We start from the raw sequence: 14,878 nt of genomic DNA, 5'->3' as shown, positions 1-14,878 counted from the left end.
GGGCCGGTTCCCCGGCGCGGGATGGCCGGCCCCCGGCCCGACGAGCGCCCGCAGCCGACCGCCCGGCGCAACGCGCAGGGAATCAAGGTCGACCCCGACGCGGGGGCCGAACACCGCCGACGGACGGCCGTCATCTCCGCGCTCGTCGAACACGAACCCGGCGTGCTCTCGCGCGTCTCCGGGCTGTTCTCCCGGCGGCAGTTCAACATCGAGAGCCTGACGGTCGGCCCGACGACCGTCGAGGGACACGCCCGAATCACGCTGGTCGTCGAGGAGACGGATCCGGGCATCGACCAGGCGAAAAAACAGCTCCTGAAGCTCACGCCCGTCATCGCGGTCGGCGAACTCGAGTCCGACGCGGTGCGTGCGGAACTGGTGCTGCTGAAGGTCCGCGGAACCGAGCCGGACAAGGTCCACGCCATCACCGAGATGTACGAGGGCCGGACGCTCGACGCCGGGCCGCGAACCATCACCGTCCAGATCACGGGCGACGAGCGGAAGATCGACGACGCGGTCGACGCGTTCCGGCAGTTCGGCATCATCGAGATCGCCCGGACCGGCCAGACGGCGCTCGAACGCGGCGACTCCCCGACGACGCCCGGCGAGGAGCCCGGCCACTCGGCCGGCGGCTCCGCGACCGACGAACCGACCGACGACGAGACGACAACCGACGAATCCACACCCAACTACGATGACTGACGACGACACCTTCGACTCCCCGGTATACTACGACGACGACGCGAACCGAAGCTACATCGACAACAAGACGGTCGCCGTGCTCGGCTACGGCAGCCAGGGCCACGCCCACGCCCAGAACCTCGCGGACAGCGGGGTCGACGTGGTCGTGGGTCTGCGCGAGGGCTCCTCTTCGCGTGCGGCCGCCGAAGCCGACGGGCTCAACGTGGCGACGCCGGTCGAGGCGGCCGCCGCGGCCGACATCGTCTCGATGCTCGTGCCCGACACCGTCCAGCCGGACGTGTTCGAGGCGATCCGGGAGGAACTCGACGAGGGCGACACGCTCCAGTTCGCCCACGGGTTCAACATCCACTACAACCAGATCCAGCCCCCCGAGGGCGTCGACGTCACGATGGTCGCGCCCAAGTCGCCGGGCCACCTCGTCCGCCGCAACTACGAGGCGGGCGAGGGCACTCCCGGCCTGCTCGCGATCTATCAGGACGAGAGCGGTCGCGCACGGGAGGAGGGCCTCGCCTACGCCCAGGCGATCGGCTGTACCCGCGCGGGCGTCATCGAGACGACGTTCCGCGAGGAGACCGAGACGGACCTGTTCGGCGAGCAGGCTGTGCTGTGTGGCGGCGTCACCGCCCTGGTGAAGCAGGCGTACGAGACGCTCGTCGACGCCGGCTACAGCCGCGAGATGGCGTACTTCGAGTGCCTGAACGAGCTGAAACTCATCGTCGACCTGATGTACGAGGGCGGGCTCGGCGGCATGTGGGACTCGGTGTCTGACACGGCCGAGTACGGCGGGCTCACCCGCGGCGACGACGTGGTGAACGAGGAGGCACGCGCCAGGATGGAGGAGGTGCTTGCCGAGGTCCAGGAGGGCACGTTCGCCCGCGAGTGGATCGCCGAGAACCAGGCCGGCCGTCCCTCCTACACGCAGCTGCGTACCGCGGAGAAGAACCACGACATCGAGGCCGTCGGCGCGGAGCTCCGGAGCCTGTTCGCCTGGGACGACGCCGAGAACACGGAGCGCGAGGACGACGACAAATCGAAGGTAGGGATGCGAGAATGACCGACGGCAGCGACACGCTGGCGGACGTGAGCCACGTCCACCCGGAGACGAGCGAGACGTTCTGGGACGTCTACCGCCGCGGGCCGGCGATGGCCGACGGCGGGGAGCGACGAGCCCGGCGGAACGGTACCTCGTCGGCGTCGACGGCCGGGACGGGTGAGGACGGACGCGGCGGGGCGGGCGGCGGGCGCGGGACGGCGGCCGACGGGACCCTCGCGGACGTGAGCCACGACCCGCCCTACGAGGAGACGAACCGCGTCTGGACGCGCGGCGTCGAACGGCCAGGCGACGGAGGGTCGAGTGACGAGTGGTCCGGCGACGGAGGGTCGAGTGACGAGTGGTCCGGCGACGAAGGGTCCGGCGACGGGGGAGCCGACGGATGAGCGAGGGAACCCTGTACGACAAGGTGTGGGACCGACACCGGGTGACGACGCTGCCGACCGGGCAGGACCAGCTGTTCGTCGGGCTCCACCTCGTCCACGAGGTGACGAGTCCGCAGGCGTTCGGGATGCTCCGCGAGCGCGACGTCGAGGTCGCCTACCCCGGCCTGACCCACGCGACGGTGGACCACATCCTCCCGACGGCCGACCAATCGCGCCCCTACGGCGACGACGCGGCCGAGGAGATGATGAGCGAGCTGGAGCGGAACGTCCGCGAGGCGGGCATCGACTTTTCGGACCCGTCCTCGGGCGACCAGGGCATCGTCCACGTCGTCGGCCCCGAGCAGGGCCTGACCCAGCCAGGAAAGACCGTCGTCTGTGGCGACTCGCACACCTCGACCCACGGCGCGTTCGGCGCGCTGGCGTTCGGCATCGGCACCTCGCAGATCCGGGACGTGCTAGCGACCGGCTGTATCGCCATGGAGAAGAAGGACGTCCGCCGCATCGAGGTGACGGGCGAACTCGGCGAGGGCGTCGAGGCGAAGGACGTCATCCTCCAGATCATCCGGAAGCTCGGCACCGACGGCGGCGTCGGCTACGTGTACGAGTACGGGGGCGAGGCGGTCGAGTCGCTCGACATGGAGGGGCGGATGTCCATCTGCAACATGTCGATCGAGGGCGGCGCGCGCGCCGGCTACGTCAACCCCGACGAGACCACCTTCGAGTGGCTCGCCGACGCGCAGGCGTTCGTCGACGACCCCGAGGAGTTCGAGCGGCTGAAGCCGTACTGGGAGTCGGTCGCCTCCGACGGGGACGCCGAGTACGACGACGTCGTCACGATCGACGGCGACGCGCTCGAACCGACGGTCACCTGGGGGACGACGCCGGGCCAGGGCGTCGGCATCACGGAGCCGATTCCGGCCCCAGAGGATCTCGACCCGGACAAGCAGGACTCCGCGCGACGCGCACAGGAACATATGCGCGTCGACCCCGGCGACACGATGGCGGGCTATCGGGTGGACGTGGCGTTCCTCGGCTCGTGTACGAACGCGCGCCTGCCGGACCTGCGGCGGGCCGCCGCGGTCGTGCGCGGCCGCGAAGTCCACGAGGACGTCCGGGCGCTCGTCGTCCCGGGCAGCCAGCGCGTCCAGCGGGCCGCCGAGGAGGAGGGCCTGGCCGACACCTTCCGCGAGGCCGGCTTCCAGTGGCGCAACGCGGGCTGTTCGATGTGTCTCGGAATGAACGAGGACCAGCTCGAGGGCGACGAGGCGTGTGCGTCCTCCTCGAATCGGAACTTCGTCGGCCGGCAGGGCTCGAAGGACGGCCGCACCGTGCTGATGAACCCCCGGATGGTCGCAGCCGCGGCCGTCACGGGCGAGGTGACCGACGTGCGCGACCTGGAGGAGCGTCCGGAGGTGGAGGCGTGAGTTCGAACGCGAACGGCGACGCCCCACGGAGCGACGGCGACGGCGGCGGCGGGCCCGCCGAGACGGTGACGTCCGTCTCGGGCACCGGCGTCCCGGTGCGCGGGAACGACGTCGACACCGACCAGATCATCCCCGCGCGCTTCATGAAGGTGGTCACGTTCGACGGCCTCGGACAGTTCGCGTTCTTCGACCTGCGGTTCGACGAGGACGACGAGGAGAAGGATCACCCGTTCAACGAGGACCGGTTCCGGGAGGCGAGCGTGCTCGCGGTGAACGCGAACTTCGGCTGCGGCTCCTCGCGCGAGCACGCCCCGCAGGCGCTGATGCGCTGGGGGATCGACGCGGTCGTCGGCGAGTCGTTCGCGGAGATCTTCGCGGGCAACTGCCTCGCGCTCGGCGTCCCGACGCTGACCGCGAGCCACGAGGAGCTCACGGCCCTGCAGGACTGGATCGACGAGCATCCCGACGGCGAGATCGACGTCGACGTCGCCGCCGAGACGGTAACGTACGGCGGTACGACCGTCGACGCCACCGTGGACGAGGCCCAGCGGCGCGCGCTCGTCGAGGGCGAGTGGGACACGACCGCGCTGATGGGCGCGAACGCGGGCGCGGTCCGCGAGACCGCGGCGTCGCTCCCGTACGTGTGCGACGACCAGCTTCCGGAGGCAAGCGACTGAGATGGCGGGCGAGGAGATCGTCGTGATTCCGGGCGACGGCATCGGGACGGAGGTCGTCCCGGCGGCGCGACGTGTGCTCGATCACGTCGGCGAGTTCGAGTTCGTCGAGGCCGACGCGGGCGACGCGGTGGCCGAGGAAACCGGCGAAGCGTTGCCGGCGGAGACGTACGACCGCGTCGCGTCCGCGGACGCGACGCTGTTCGGCGCGGCCGGCGAGACCGCGGCTGACGTTATCCTCCCGCTGCGAGAGGCCGTTGACTCGTTCGTCAACGTGCGGCCCGCGCGGGCCTACCCCGGCGTCGACGCGGTCCGGCCGGAGACGGACCTCGTGTTCCTCCGCGAGAACACCGAGGGCGTGTATTCGGGCCACGAGGACCGACTTTCGGAGGACCTCTCGACGCTGACGCGCGTCGTCACCACGTCGGCGTCCGAACGGCTGGCCGAGTTCGCCTGCGAGTTCGTCGCCGAGCGCGGGACGGGCGGGTTCCACGTCGCGCACAAGGCGAACGTGATGCGCGAGACGGACGGCCGGTTCCGCGACGCCGTCGTCGGCGTCGCCGACGAGCGCGGCGTCGCGGCCGAGGAGGTGCTGATGGACGCGTTCGCGACGAAGGTGTGTCTCGACCCCGCGCAGTTCGACGTCGTCGTCTGTCCGAACCTCGCCGGGGACGTGCTCTCGGATCTCGCGGCGGGACTGGTCGGCGGGCTCGGCCTGCTCCCGTCGGCGAACGTCGGCCCCGATCGCGGCGTGTTCGAGCCGGTCCACGGCACCGCGCCCGACATCGCCGGCGAGGGCGTCGCCAACCCCGCGGCGACGATCCTCTCGGCCGCGATGCTCCTGGAGTCGCTCGGGTACGACGCGGCGGGGGAATCGGTCCGCGAGGCGGTCGAGGTCGTGCTCTCGGAGGGCCCGCGGACGCCGGACCTGGGCGGCGACGCCGGCACCGACGAGGTGACCGACGCGGTGCTGGCTCGCCTGTAGTTTTTACGCCTGCGAGTCGAACTTCACCCGACATGCCCCAGATCGAGGTGAGCGAGGAGACGCTCGAACGGCTGAAGGGTCTCCGCGAGAACGGCGAAAGCTACGACGAACTGGTCGAGGAGCTCATCAACATCTACGAGGCCGAGGAGCTGACGATGTTCCACTCGGGCGACGTGCCGTGAGCACGGCCGTCCGATCCCGGTCGCCTCCCGGAGCCGACCCGTCCGGGAACGGCTACTCCTGGTAGGCGATCCTGACCTGTTCCCAGGTGCCCTTCGATTCGAGGTGCCGCTGCAGTTCGTCGGCGTACTCGCCCGTGAGTCGCTCCGCTGCCTGGAGCTTCTCCCGGTCGACGCCGCCGCCGCCGGAGGCGCCGTCGAAGAGGCTCCTGATGTCCTCGAGGATGCCGCCGAACACGCCGCCGTCCGACGACCCGCCGCCCGCCATCGCGTTCATCTGGTTCGAGATGTTGTCCAGCTCCGGGATGATGCCCGGCAGATCGCTCGTATCGGCGACGATGCGTGCCGATTCCGGGTCGTCCGAGTCCTCGATCTCGAACTCCGTGGCGGTCATGATGAGTCCCCACTCCTGGTTCGAGAACCGGGATTCACGGACCCGCTCGGTGAACTCGCGGTCCACGGCCATCCTGTCGCCGACGATCGCGTCGGTCCAGTCGCTCATACCCGACCGATGGTGGGCCTGGGGTATGTCAATTTCCCTCTCACGCCACCGCCGAACGTGGACCGTGTCCCGCCGTGTGCCGTCAGTTGCCACCGTCGCCCCGTCCCAGCACTGCGCTGTCGCGGCCAGCAGAGCCGTGTGGAGCCTCGAACCGGAAGGCGTATCGGGTCACGAGCGGACCTCCGGCCATGGAACTGCTGGAGCGGCTTCGGGACCGACTCGGCGGAAGCGTCGGCGCCGATGGCGGCGTCGCGCTGTTCGTCGACGGCCCCAACGTCCTCCGGGAGGAGTTCGACGTCGACCTCGACGACATTCGGGCGGCCGCGGCCGACGCCGGCGACCTGGTCACGGCCCGGCTCTACCTCGACGAGCACGCGACGCCGGGACTCATCCAGGCCGCGGAGGCCCGCGGCTTCCAGGTCGTCGTGACGAGTGGCGACGTCGACGTGAAGCTCGCGGTCGACGTCGCCACGTTCGCGGTCACCGGCCGCGCCGGCACCGTCGCGGTCGCGTCCCGCGACACGGACTTCAAGCCTGCACTGGAGGTCGCTAACGAGCGCGGCCTTCGGACGCTCGCCATCGCGCCCGGGACGTACGGCCGTTCGGACGCCCTCCGGAACGCGGCAGACGAGAGCGTCACGCTGGGGGAGTGAGTCGTCCTCCCGGACCCCTTCGCCGCGACCGCGATGGGTCCTCATGCGGGCTTTGCCGTCTCCTCTTCCCCCTCCTCGCGCGACTCGGCGATGGCGAACGTGAGCGTCGAGAGCACCCCGAGCAGCGTGCCGACCGTCAGCGCCATCGCCAGCTCCTGTAGCGTGAGGCGCACGAGGACGTCGCCGGCACCCGGGGGTGCGAAGTAGCCCGAGAGGCCGTACAGGACGATGGCGATGGCGGCGACGTAGAACGGCGCGTTGAGGTAGCGCCAGTGGAAGCTGTCGTTCAGGTACTCGTCGGTCACCTGGCCGAGCGACGAGGTGATCCCCGCTGCCGCGGCCCACTGGACCGCCGCATGGACGAACACCGCGACCTCGGTCTCGAGCCGGAGCGGTCCGGTCGCCGATTCGACCCTCGACAGCGTCTCGAACCCCTGCACGCTGCCGACGACCAGCAGCGCCAGCGCGACGACGTACGTGATGAACGTCACCCGCCCGGCGTAGAGGCTGTTGCGCACCTGCTCGACCGTCGAGTCCACGGCGCGCTCCAGGCCGAGCCCCCGAAAGAGGGTGTAGAGCCCGAGCAGCGCCGAGACGAGCCCCAGCACGACCGCACCGGGAATGTCGAGGATGCCGGCGATGACCGAGAACGGGTAGATGAGCAACAGCACGCCCAGCGGCACGAGCACGGTCCCCCGCGTCTCCGGGTCCGCGAGCACCTGCTTCATCGTGTAGTAGATCGATTCGAGGTCCTGTGCCTGCCGGACGACGACGCGCCGGACGCCGTCGAGCGGGACGCGAGAACGGATGACCGGCAGCACCGACTCGTCCTGGGCGCCGTCCGTGATGACGATGGCGCGCACGTCCTCGCCGGTCGCCAGCGCCGCGAGCACCGTGTCGACCTCGTCGCCGACGGCGCGGTTGGCCTGGACGTCCCCCCCGTCGACGCCCGTCACCGCGGCGACGGCGACTTCCTCCTCGACGGACTCGTCCGCGACGAGTTCGTCGTACGTGTGGACCGCCTGGAAGAGCACGTTCACGTCGGAGTCCTCCGGGTCGGCCGTCGCCAGCGCGACTGCGGCGTCCTCGACCTCGTCACGCCCGATGACGGGCGTTGACCGCCCGGTCTTGCGACCGAGGTCGTCGTCGAGGTCGACTGGGAGGACCAGCAGCATCGTGGTGCGCTAGGACGTTCCGGGTATATCTGTTTTCGGGGACGGGTCGCAGTCGTCGCGCCCGGGCGGACGGGTTCGGTGCGGTTCAGTTCGTGTCACGCGGGCCGTTTGGGCGCTCGTGCGGCTCAGTTGGGTTCGTGTTCGACGGACTCCATCAGCGTCCCCACCGCGTCGCCCTCCTCGGACATGAGCGTCGGGTACGCGCCGACGGCGACGACGAAGTCGTCCTCGACGCGAACCGCCTCCGCGACGTGAATGCGGACCTCGGTCGTCACGTCGGAGGTGACTTCGGCCTCGGTGAGAAACAGCCCGACTTCCGTGTCCGTCCCGAGGATGGAGACCGTCTCGGTCCCCTCCTCGTCGAGGCTGCCGAAGCCCTCGTACTGGGACAGGACGCGACGGGCGAGTTCGCCGGTGCCGAGTTCGGCCACCGGGTTCACTGACCGGCCCAGCACCTCGACCGCCGGCGTCGCCAGCAGGGCGAACAGCGCGCCGCGGTAGCTGTCGCCCGTCGGCAGATCGACGCTCTTGTCGTACTGTGCCAGCCGGTTCGTCACGATCACCCGCCGCTCCTGGCCCGCGACCGAGATCGTCCGATCGACCTCCAGCGACTCCACGCCGACCGACTCGTAGCCGGTCTCCTCGAGGGCCGACCCGGAGACGGTCGCGGTGCCCGAGGCGAACTCGGCAGGCTGCGATCCGGTAAGAACGCCGAGACAGCCCGCGCTCGCGCTGGCGACGCCGATCATGCCGGCCGTCCGAAGGACCGTTCGTCTGTTCATGTTGGTGACCGGATGCGGTCGAACGTAATGAGTTTCGTGGTGTGTGCGGCTCGACCCGGCGTCTTCGCGGGACGCACTCCCCGTTCACGGGTCCACTCGCCGTGACCGTGGCTGTGACCCACGTGCGCGGGTGCGAGTCGGGGCGTTTTTGCCGTTCCGCGGCGAACGTCGGGTACCGAAATGATCTCGAAGGGCTGTGAACAGTGCGCGATGGGGGGCAAGATGGTGCTCTTCGTCTACGGCTACTGCGACCAGCGCGACTGCTTTTACTGCCCGCTCGGCGAGAACCGGAAGAACGTGAACACGGTGTACGCCAACGAGCGCGAGGTCACCTGCGAGGAGGACGTCCTGGAGGAGGCCCACCGGATGGACGCGCTGGGCACCTCCATCACCGGCGGAGAACCACAGGAGGCGATGGACCGAACCTGCCGCTACCTCTCGCTGCTGAAAGACGAGTTCGGCGAGGACCACCACACGCACCTGTACACCGGCATCACCGGCGGCCGGGAGAACATGCGACGGCTCTCCGAGGCGGGGCTCGACGAGATTCGCTTCCACCCGCCCTACGAGCTGTGGGGCGAGATGCACGGCACGGAGTGGGAGGAGATCCTCCACGTCGCGCGCGAGGAGGGGCTCACGCCCGCGTTCGAGATTCCGGGCATCCGCGCCGAGGAGGAGTTCCTCGAGTTCCTCGACGAGGGTGCCGCGGACTTCTGTAACGTCAACGAGTTCGAGATGAGCCAGGGGAACTACCGCCGGATGCAACAGGAGGGGTTCGAACTCCAGGAGGGCCACATGTCGGCGGTCGACGGCTCGAAGGCGGAGATCCTCGACGCGATGGGCGACCACGAGCGCGTCTACTTCTGTACGAGCGTGTTCAAGGACGCCGCCCAGCACCGGAACCGGCTGAAGCGAATGGCGAAGAACGTCCGCCGGCCGTTCGACGACGTGACCGAGGACGGGACCCTGGTGTACGGGAAGACGTACGCCGACGCCGCGCGCCTCGTCGACCTCGGCGTCCCCGAGGAGTTCTACACCGTCAAGGCGGACCACGTCGAGGTGGCCTGGTGGCTGCTCGAGGAGATGGTCGAGGAGGGGGACCTACAGGACGGGGAACTCGTCGAGCAGTACCCCACCTACGACGGCACGGTCGTCGAGCGGACCCCGCTGGCCTGAGCGTCGTTTCACGGGGACCCGGACGCGCCGGGGCGACCGACCACACCCGGGCGGGCCGCGCGTGACGCTCCCGCACGGCGTCGCCGGACCAAATGCGTTTTAAGCACCCGACCAGTAGTCGTGGCCAAGAGGAGATCTCGCCATGGAGATGCCACGACGCATGAACACGTACTGTCCGCACTGTAACGAACACCACGAGGTCGAGGTCGAGAAGGTCCGGAAGGGCCGCGAGACCGGCATGAAGTGGACCGACCGCCAGCAGGCCCGCGGCACGTCGGTCATCGGGAACGCCGGCAAGTTCTCGAAGGTGCCCGGCGGCGACAAGCCGACGAAGAAGACCCACCTGAAGTACCGCTGTGGCGAGTGCGGCAAGGCCCACATGCGCGAGGGCTGGCGCGCCGGCCGACTCACCTTCCAGGAGTAAGGATGGCAGGAGCCTTCTACCGCGTCCGGTGTCCGGACTGTGAGAACGAGCAGGTCGTCTTCGGCAAGGCGTCCTCCGTGGTGAACTGTGCGGTCTGCGGGACGACGCTCGCGTCGCCGACCGGCGGCGACGCCGCGTTCGCCGGCGAGGTCGTCGAGACCGTCGAGCAGCGCGCCTGAACCGGTCCGCCCCTCCCGTTTTTCCGTCCAGCCGGGTCACGACCGAGCAGCAGCGTCGTCCACGGCCACCGCTCCGCCGCCCCGAGAGGGAAACCGTATTACGCTCCGCCCGTTATCCCCGACCATGAAATTCAGCGGCTGGCCCGAGAAGGGCGAACTCGTCGTCGGCGAGGTCGACGAGATCACCGACTTCGGCGTGTTCGTGGACCTGGACGAGTACGAGGACAAGCGCGGCCTGACCCACGTCAGCGAGGTCGCGAGCGGGTGGATCAAGAACATCCGGGACCACGTGAGCGTCGGCGAGCGCGTCGTGGCGAAGGTGCTCGACGTCGACGAGTCGTCCCAGCAGATCGACCTCTCGATCAAGGACGTCAACGACCACCAGCGCTCGGACAAGATCCAGGAGTGGAAGAACGAGCGCAAGGCGGACAACTGGATGACCATCGCGTTCGGCGAGGACGTGAGCGACGAGCAGTACACCCGCGTCGCGGAGGCGCTCTACTCGGCGTTCGGCTCGATGTACGACGGCTTCGAGGAGGCGGCCATCCACGGCGAGGAGGCGCTTTCGGACACGGACCTCGACGACGACGAGATCGACGCCATCGTGGAGGCCGCCCGCGAGAACGTCTCGGTCCCGTACGTCAACGTCACGGGCTACGTTGACCTCGAGTCCGCGGAGGCCGACGGCGTCGACGACGTGAAGGCAGCCCTGGAGGCCGCCGAGGGCAACGGCGAGGTGCCCGAGGAGGTCGAACTGGAGGTCTCGTACGTCGGCGCGCCCGAGTACCGCATCCGCGTCCGCGCGCCCGACTACAAGACCGCCGAGAACGAACTGGAGGCGTCGGCCGACCGCGCCCGGCAGTCCATCGAGACCGCGGGCGGCGTGGGGGCGTTCCACCGCGAGCGCGAGACCGAGGACGAGTAGGGCCGATCTCGCTGGCCGGGAGCCGGAGGAGAAATTCATGAAATCGGACATCAAGGAGTGTTCGGCGTGGAAGGGGCGTCACGAGCGCCCGGTGTACACGCTCGCTTCGACGTGTCCCGAGTGCGGGGCAGAGGCGGTGAACTCCGCGCCCGCGCCGTTCTCGCCCGAGGACCCGTACGGGGAGTATCGCCGTCGTGCTCGGGCTTCGTCGGAGTAGGGTTTCGAGTAGTCCTTTTCCGGAACTGGGGGGCGTTCACTGGTGCTAACGGCTCGAAAGCCCCCGCGGCGCTCGGCTCCCGCGAACCGCGCTGCGCTCCTCGCGCTCCCTGCGGTCGCGCTGTGGTGCTTGCGAGTTCGGGGTTCGCCGACCGCCGCGGCCCCTTTCAGTCCCACCCACCGCCCCGCACCGCACGGCAGCCACAAGCCTCCCTTACCTCGGAGCACGCTCCTCGGAATCACCCTCGCTCCGCTCGTGTGAGCAGCCGATTCGTTCGCTCGGCTCGCTGCGCTCGCCGTCGCTGTCTCATCCCTCGCGCGCCGGCGGCGGACACGGAGGTCCGCCAGCCGCGCGCCGACCGCATTTGACCAGTCAATCCACGTAGCGCGCGGCGTTCACGAGACGCCGTGCCTCTCGTGAACGGCGCGGACCGACGAGCACCACAGCGCGACCGGAGGGAGCGAGGAGCGTGGTTCGAAAGGCGCTCGCGTCGTTCGTCAGTACGGGAAACCGTCGGTTTCCCGTCCGCGGTCGGATTCCGGCGGAATCCGACCACATCACGAAACTCTTCGATTTTCGAACGACAGCGGCCGCACCGAGTCGACCGCCACGAAAGCTTTCGAGGCGGTCGAAGCGACGACCGACCAGTTCCAGGCGACGACCGAACTAGCAGAGAGGCCGACATCGTTTACTCACCACCGGCCAACCGGAACCCAACGAGATGCGCGACGCGACGCTGTGTCACCTCGTCACCGACGACGACCGGACGCTACTCATCCACAAGAAGCGCGGCGTGGGCAGCGACCAGTACGTCGGCCCCGGCGGCAAGGTCGAACCGGGCGAGACGCCCCGCGAGTGCGTCGTCCGCGAGGTCCGGGAGGAGGTCGGCATCGAGGTGCGCGACCCCGAAAAGCTCGGCGAGTTCGAGTACTACTCCGAGGACTGGAACGCGCTCGTCCACGTCTACCGCGCGACCGCGTACGACGGCGAACCGACCGAAAGCGAGGAGGCCGTCCCGGAGTGGTTCCCGGTCAGGGACCTTCCGCTCGCGGAGATGTGGCAGACGGACCGCGACTGGCTCCCCACGGTGCTCGCGGGCGGGACGTTCCGCGGCCGGTTCGTCTACCACGACGGCGAACCCCGACTGGTCGAGGTCGAGCGCGACGTCGCCCTCGACTGACTCACGGCTCTTCACTCGCCCCCGGCGTCCTCCAGTTCACCGTCGACGTGGATCAGCTGCCGGAGTTCGACGTCCTCGCCCTCGGGCGCATCGACCGTCTCCGGGTACGGCTCGAAGCCCACCGACTCGTAGAACGGAACGAGCCCGTCCCGGCACAGCAGAACGGGGTTCACGTCGGCGAGTCGGTCGTCCGCGAGAATGGCCGAGAGGAGTTTTCGGCCGAGCCCCTCGCCGCGCCGGTCCGCGGCGACGATGACGTCGTACACCCGGGCGTAGTAGACGAAGTCGGTGATCACCCGTGCCGAGGCGACGAGGGTCGTCCCGTCCCGGAGTCCGATCGCGAGGTCCGTGTGTGCCAGCGCCTCGGCCACCGCCTCGCGTTCGCGCTCGTCCCACCAGCCGTACTCGCGGTAGCGCGACAGCAGTTCCTCGGCGTCGCTCCGGTCGAGGTCGACCACGTCCAGGTCGGCTGCGTCCATGCGTCGCGGCTGTGCTGGGAGGGGCATAACCGTTGGTCGTTCGTGCCAGCCGGTGACGACCCCCCGGTACGTTCTTGTGGGGGCCGATCCCAGTGGCGACCATGACACGGCGCCGGGGTCACGCACGTGAGTCCGCCCAGCGCGCCGTCCCAGTCCCGCTCCCGCCGGGTGGCGCCTAGGCCACCCACCATCACTTCTCCCGGCGCGACCGAAACGCACCGCGTTTAAGACCGCAGTCCGAAACCAACGAGTATGAACGACGACGACGGCGCCGAGCAGGACCTCGGCGTCACGAAATCCAAGGAGTATGAGACCGGCGAGTGGTACGCCGAGGTAGTCCAGAAGGCGGGCCTGGCGAACTACGGCCCCGAGAACATGTCCGGGTTCATCGTGACCCGGCCCCGCGGCTACGAGCTCTGGGAGCGCATGCAGGCGTTCCTCGACTCGAAGTTCAAGGAGACGGGCGTCCGGAACGCCTACTTCCCCATGTTCATCCCCGAGTCGTACCTCGAGCGCGAGAAGGACATCGTCGAGGGGTTCGACCCCGAGGTGGCGTGGGTGACCCACGCGGGCAACGACGAACTCGAGGAACGGCTCGCCGTGCGGCCCACCTCCGAGTCCATCATCACCCCGTACATCGCCCGCTGGGTGCGGAGCCACCGCGACCTGCCGCTGCGCGTCAACCAGTGGTGCTCGGTCGTGCGCTGGGAGGCGACGGAGACGAAGCCGTTCTTCCGCACGAAGGAGTTCCTCTGGCAGGAGGGCCACACGGCCCACGCCACCCACGAGGACGCCTGGGACGAGACGATGCGCCGGCTCGATCAGTACGAGTCGGTGTACGAGGAGTTCTTCGCGATGCCCGTCCTCCGCGGCCAGAAGCCCGACCACGACAAGTTCCCCGGCGCGGACACCACGACGACCGTCGAGGCGCTGATGCCCGACGGCAAGTCCGTCCAGGGCGGGACGTCCCACCACCTCGGCACCTCGTTCGCCGAGGCGTTCGACATCCACTACTCGGACGAGGACGAGGAGGAGCAGGTCGCCCACACCACCTCCTGGGGGCTCTCCTGGCGCGCGCTCGGCGCGCTCATCATGACCCACTCGGACGATCAGGGGCTCGTGCTCCCCCCGACGGTCGCGCCCGAGCAGGTCGTCATCGTCCCCATCTGGCAGGCCGACACGAAGGAGGACGTGCTCTCGTACGCCCAGGGCATCGCAGAGGAACTCGAGGAGGCGGGCATCCGCGTCGAACTCGACGACCGCGACACGCGCAATCCCGGCTTCAAGTTCAACGAGCACGAACTCAACGGCGTCCCCGTCCGGTTCGAGATCGGCCCCCACGAGGTCGAGGACGACGAGGTGACGGTCGTCCACCGCCCGGACGGCGAGGAGGCGACCGCCGAGCGCGAGGGCATCGCGGACGCCGCGCGGGTCCACCTCGACGAGGTGTTCGCAAAGCTGTACGCCGCCGCCGAGGAGAACCTCGAGGGCGAGGTGCGCGAGGCGTCGGATCGCGCGGAGATCCTGGGCACCATCGGCCAGCACGGCGGCTACGTCAATGCGCCGTGGTGTGGCGAGGAGGGCTGCGAGGACGAGATCAAAGAGCAGATCGCCGCCGAGATCGTCATGGTCCCGTTCGAGGACGAGGACGACCTCGTCGGCGGCGAGGACGAGGAGACGTGTGCGGTCTGTGGGGAGCGCGCGGAACGAACCGCGTACTTCGCGAAGTCCTACTGACCGCGCCGTCCGAACTCGGGGGGTCCGATCGGACGGGAACCGCCGATTGGA

The 14,878-nt window shown here is 69.3% G+C and carries 19 protein-coding genes; 15 read left to right on the top strand and 4 right to left on the bottom strand.

The features are described 5' to 3' along the window. Positions 1 to 21 precede the first annotated feature (21 nt). From ilvN to RJT50_RS10935, 7 genes are read left to right on the top strand one after another with little or no spacing between them, the layout of a single operon-like run. Entirely contained in the window at positions 22 to 699 is a 678-nt protein-coding gene (gene ilvN / locus RJT50_RS10965; RefSeq protein WP_313695978.1) for an acetolactate synthase small subunit, read from the top strand. After that, positions 692 to 1,753, top strand: a complete 1,062-nt coding sequence (gene ilvC / locus RJT50_RS10960) for a ketol-acid reductoisomerase (protein ID WP_313691361.1) — start codon at positions 692 to 694, stop codon at positions 1,751 to 1,753. Before ilvN ends, ilvC begins: the two co-directional genes overlap by 8 nt. Further along, complete coding sequence (locus RJT50_RS10955; protein ID WP_313691360.1) at positions 1,750 to 2,136, top strand: DUF7989 family protein; 387 nt, start codon at positions 1,750 to 1,752, stop codon at positions 2,134 to 2,136. The genes ilvC and RJT50_RS10955 overlap by 4 nt, the downstream gene beginning before the upstream one ends. After that, complete coding sequence (leuC, locus tag RJT50_RS10950; protein ID WP_313691359.1) at positions 2,133 to 3,560, top strand: 3-isopropylmalate dehydratase large subunit; 1,428 nt, start codon at positions 2,133 to 2,135, stop codon at positions 3,558 to 3,560. Before RJT50_RS10955 ends, leuC begins: the two co-directional genes overlap by 4 nt. Next, entirely contained in the window at positions 3,557 to 4,237 is a 681-nt protein-coding gene (gene leuD, locus RJT50_RS10945) for a 3-isopropylmalate dehydratase small subunit (RefSeq protein WP_425499672.1), read from the top strand. The genes leuC and leuD overlap by 4 nt, the downstream gene beginning before the upstream one ends. Position 4,238: 1 nt before the next feature. Further along, a complete protein-coding gene (gene leuB, locus RJT50_RS10940; RefSeq protein ID WP_313691358.1) occupies positions 4,239 to 5,219 on the top strand; it encodes a 3-isopropylmalate dehydrogenase in 981 nt (326 codons plus the stop codon). A gap of 32 nt (positions 5,220 to 5,251) precedes the next feature. Next, a complete protein-coding gene (locus RJT50_RS10935) occupies positions 5,252 to 5,401 on the top strand; it encodes a DUF7557 family protein (RefSeq protein WP_313691357.1) in 150 nt (49 codons plus the stop codon). Between the two features lie 52 nt (positions 5,402 to 5,453). On the opposite strand, the gene RJT50_RS10930 is transcribed toward RJT50_RS10935, so the two are convergent. Next, positions 5,454 to 5,900 carry a DUF5799 family protein gene (locus tag RJT50_RS10930; protein WP_313691356.1) on the bottom strand — a complete coding sequence of 149 codons (447 nt, stop codon included), beginning with the start codon at positions 5,898 to 5,900 and terminating at the stop codon, positions 5,454 to 5,456. A 188-nt stretch (positions 5,901 to 6,088) separates the two neighbouring features. Here RJT50_RS10930 and RJT50_RS10925 point away from each other — a divergent pair, with 188 nt between their 5' ends. After that, the gene (locus RJT50_RS10925; RefSeq protein WP_313691355.1) at positions 6,089 to 6,553 is read left to right on the top strand and encodes an NYN domain-containing protein; all 465 of its coding nucleotides are present in this window, start codon (positions 6,089 to 6,091) and stop codon (positions 6,551 to 6,553) included. Between the two features lie 41 nt (positions 6,554 to 6,594). Here the strand turns inward: RJT50_RS10925 and RJT50_RS10920 are convergent, their stop codons facing one another. Further along, entirely contained in the window at positions 6,595 to 7,728 is a 1,134-nt protein-coding gene (locus RJT50_RS10920) for a DUF373 family protein (protein WP_313691354.1), read from the bottom strand. A 125-nt stretch (positions 7,729 to 7,853) separates the two neighbouring features. Then, positions 7,854 to 8,510, bottom strand: coding sequence for a DUF6517 family protein (locus RJT50_RS10915; RefSeq protein ID WP_313691353.1), 657 nt, complete (start codon positions 8,508 to 8,510; stop codon positions 7,854 to 7,856). Positions 8,511 to 8,690: 180 nt separating this feature from the next. Between RJT50_RS10915 and RJT50_RS10910 the strand changes: the two genes are divergently transcribed. The 6 genes from RJT50_RS10910 (at position 8,691) to RJT50_RS10885 (ending at position 12,611) form a co-directional block, all read left to right on the top strand. Next, positions 8,691 to 9,686 (top strand): radical SAM protein, encoded by a 996-nt coding sequence (locus tag RJT50_RS10910; RefSeq protein ID WP_313691352.1) that lies wholly within the window; start codon positions 8,691 to 8,693, stop codon positions 9,684 to 9,686. Between the two features lie 142 nt (positions 9,687 to 9,828). Next, positions 9,829 to 10,110, top strand: coding sequence for a 50S ribosomal protein L44e (locus tag RJT50_RS10905; protein WP_313691351.1), 282 nt, complete (start codon positions 9,829 to 9,831; stop codon positions 10,108 to 10,110). A 2-nt stretch (positions 10,111 to 10,112) separates the two neighbouring features. Then, the gene (locus RJT50_RS10900) at positions 10,113 to 10,289 is read left to right on the top strand and encodes a 30S ribosomal protein S27e (RefSeq protein ID WP_313691350.1); all 177 of its coding nucleotides are present in this window, start codon (positions 10,113 to 10,115) and stop codon (positions 10,287 to 10,289) included. 124 nt (positions 10,290 to 10,413) lie between these two features. Next, entirely contained in the window at positions 10,414 to 11,214 is an 801-nt protein-coding gene (locus RJT50_RS10895) for a translation initiation factor IF-2 subunit alpha (RefSeq protein WP_313691349.1), read from the top strand. 37 nt (positions 11,215 to 11,251) lie between these two features. Then, positions 11,252 to 11,431 (top strand): RNA-protein complex protein Nop10, encoded by a 180-nt coding sequence (locus tag RJT50_RS10890; RefSeq protein ID WP_313691348.1) that lies wholly within the window; start codon positions 11,252 to 11,254, stop codon positions 11,429 to 11,431. 721 nt (positions 11,432 to 12,152) lie between these two features. Beyond that, positions 12,153 to 12,611 carry an 8-oxo-dGTP diphosphatase gene (locus RJT50_RS10885; protein ID WP_313691347.1) on the top strand — a complete coding sequence of 153 codons (459 nt, stop codon included), beginning with the start codon at positions 12,153 to 12,155 and terminating at the stop codon, positions 12,609 to 12,611. Positions 12,612 to 12,622: 11 nt separating this feature from the next. On the opposite strand, the gene RJT50_RS10880 is transcribed toward RJT50_RS10885, so the two are convergent. Next, a complete protein-coding gene (locus RJT50_RS10880) occupies positions 12,623 to 13,090 on the bottom strand; it encodes a GNAT family N-acetyltransferase (RefSeq protein WP_313691346.1) in 468 nt (155 codons plus the stop codon). Between the two features lie 252 nt (positions 13,091 to 13,342). On the opposite strand from RJT50_RS10880, the gene proS reads away from it, so the two are divergent. Beyond that, on the top strand, positions 13,343 to 14,827 hold the full coding sequence (gene proS / locus RJT50_RS10875; protein WP_313691345.1) for a proline--tRNA ligase: 1,485 nt from the start codon (positions 13,343 to 13,345) through the stop codon (positions 14,825 to 14,827). The last annotated feature ends 51 nt before the right edge of the window (positions 14,828 to 14,878 follow it).

Source organism: Halobaculum sp. XH14, from assembly GCF_032116555.1.
Taxonomy (GTDB): domain Archaea; phylum Halobacteriota; class Halobacteria; order Halobacteriales; family Haloferacaceae; genus Halorarum; species Halorarum halobium.
This window is presented reverse-complemented; position numbering and strand designations above follow the sequence as displayed.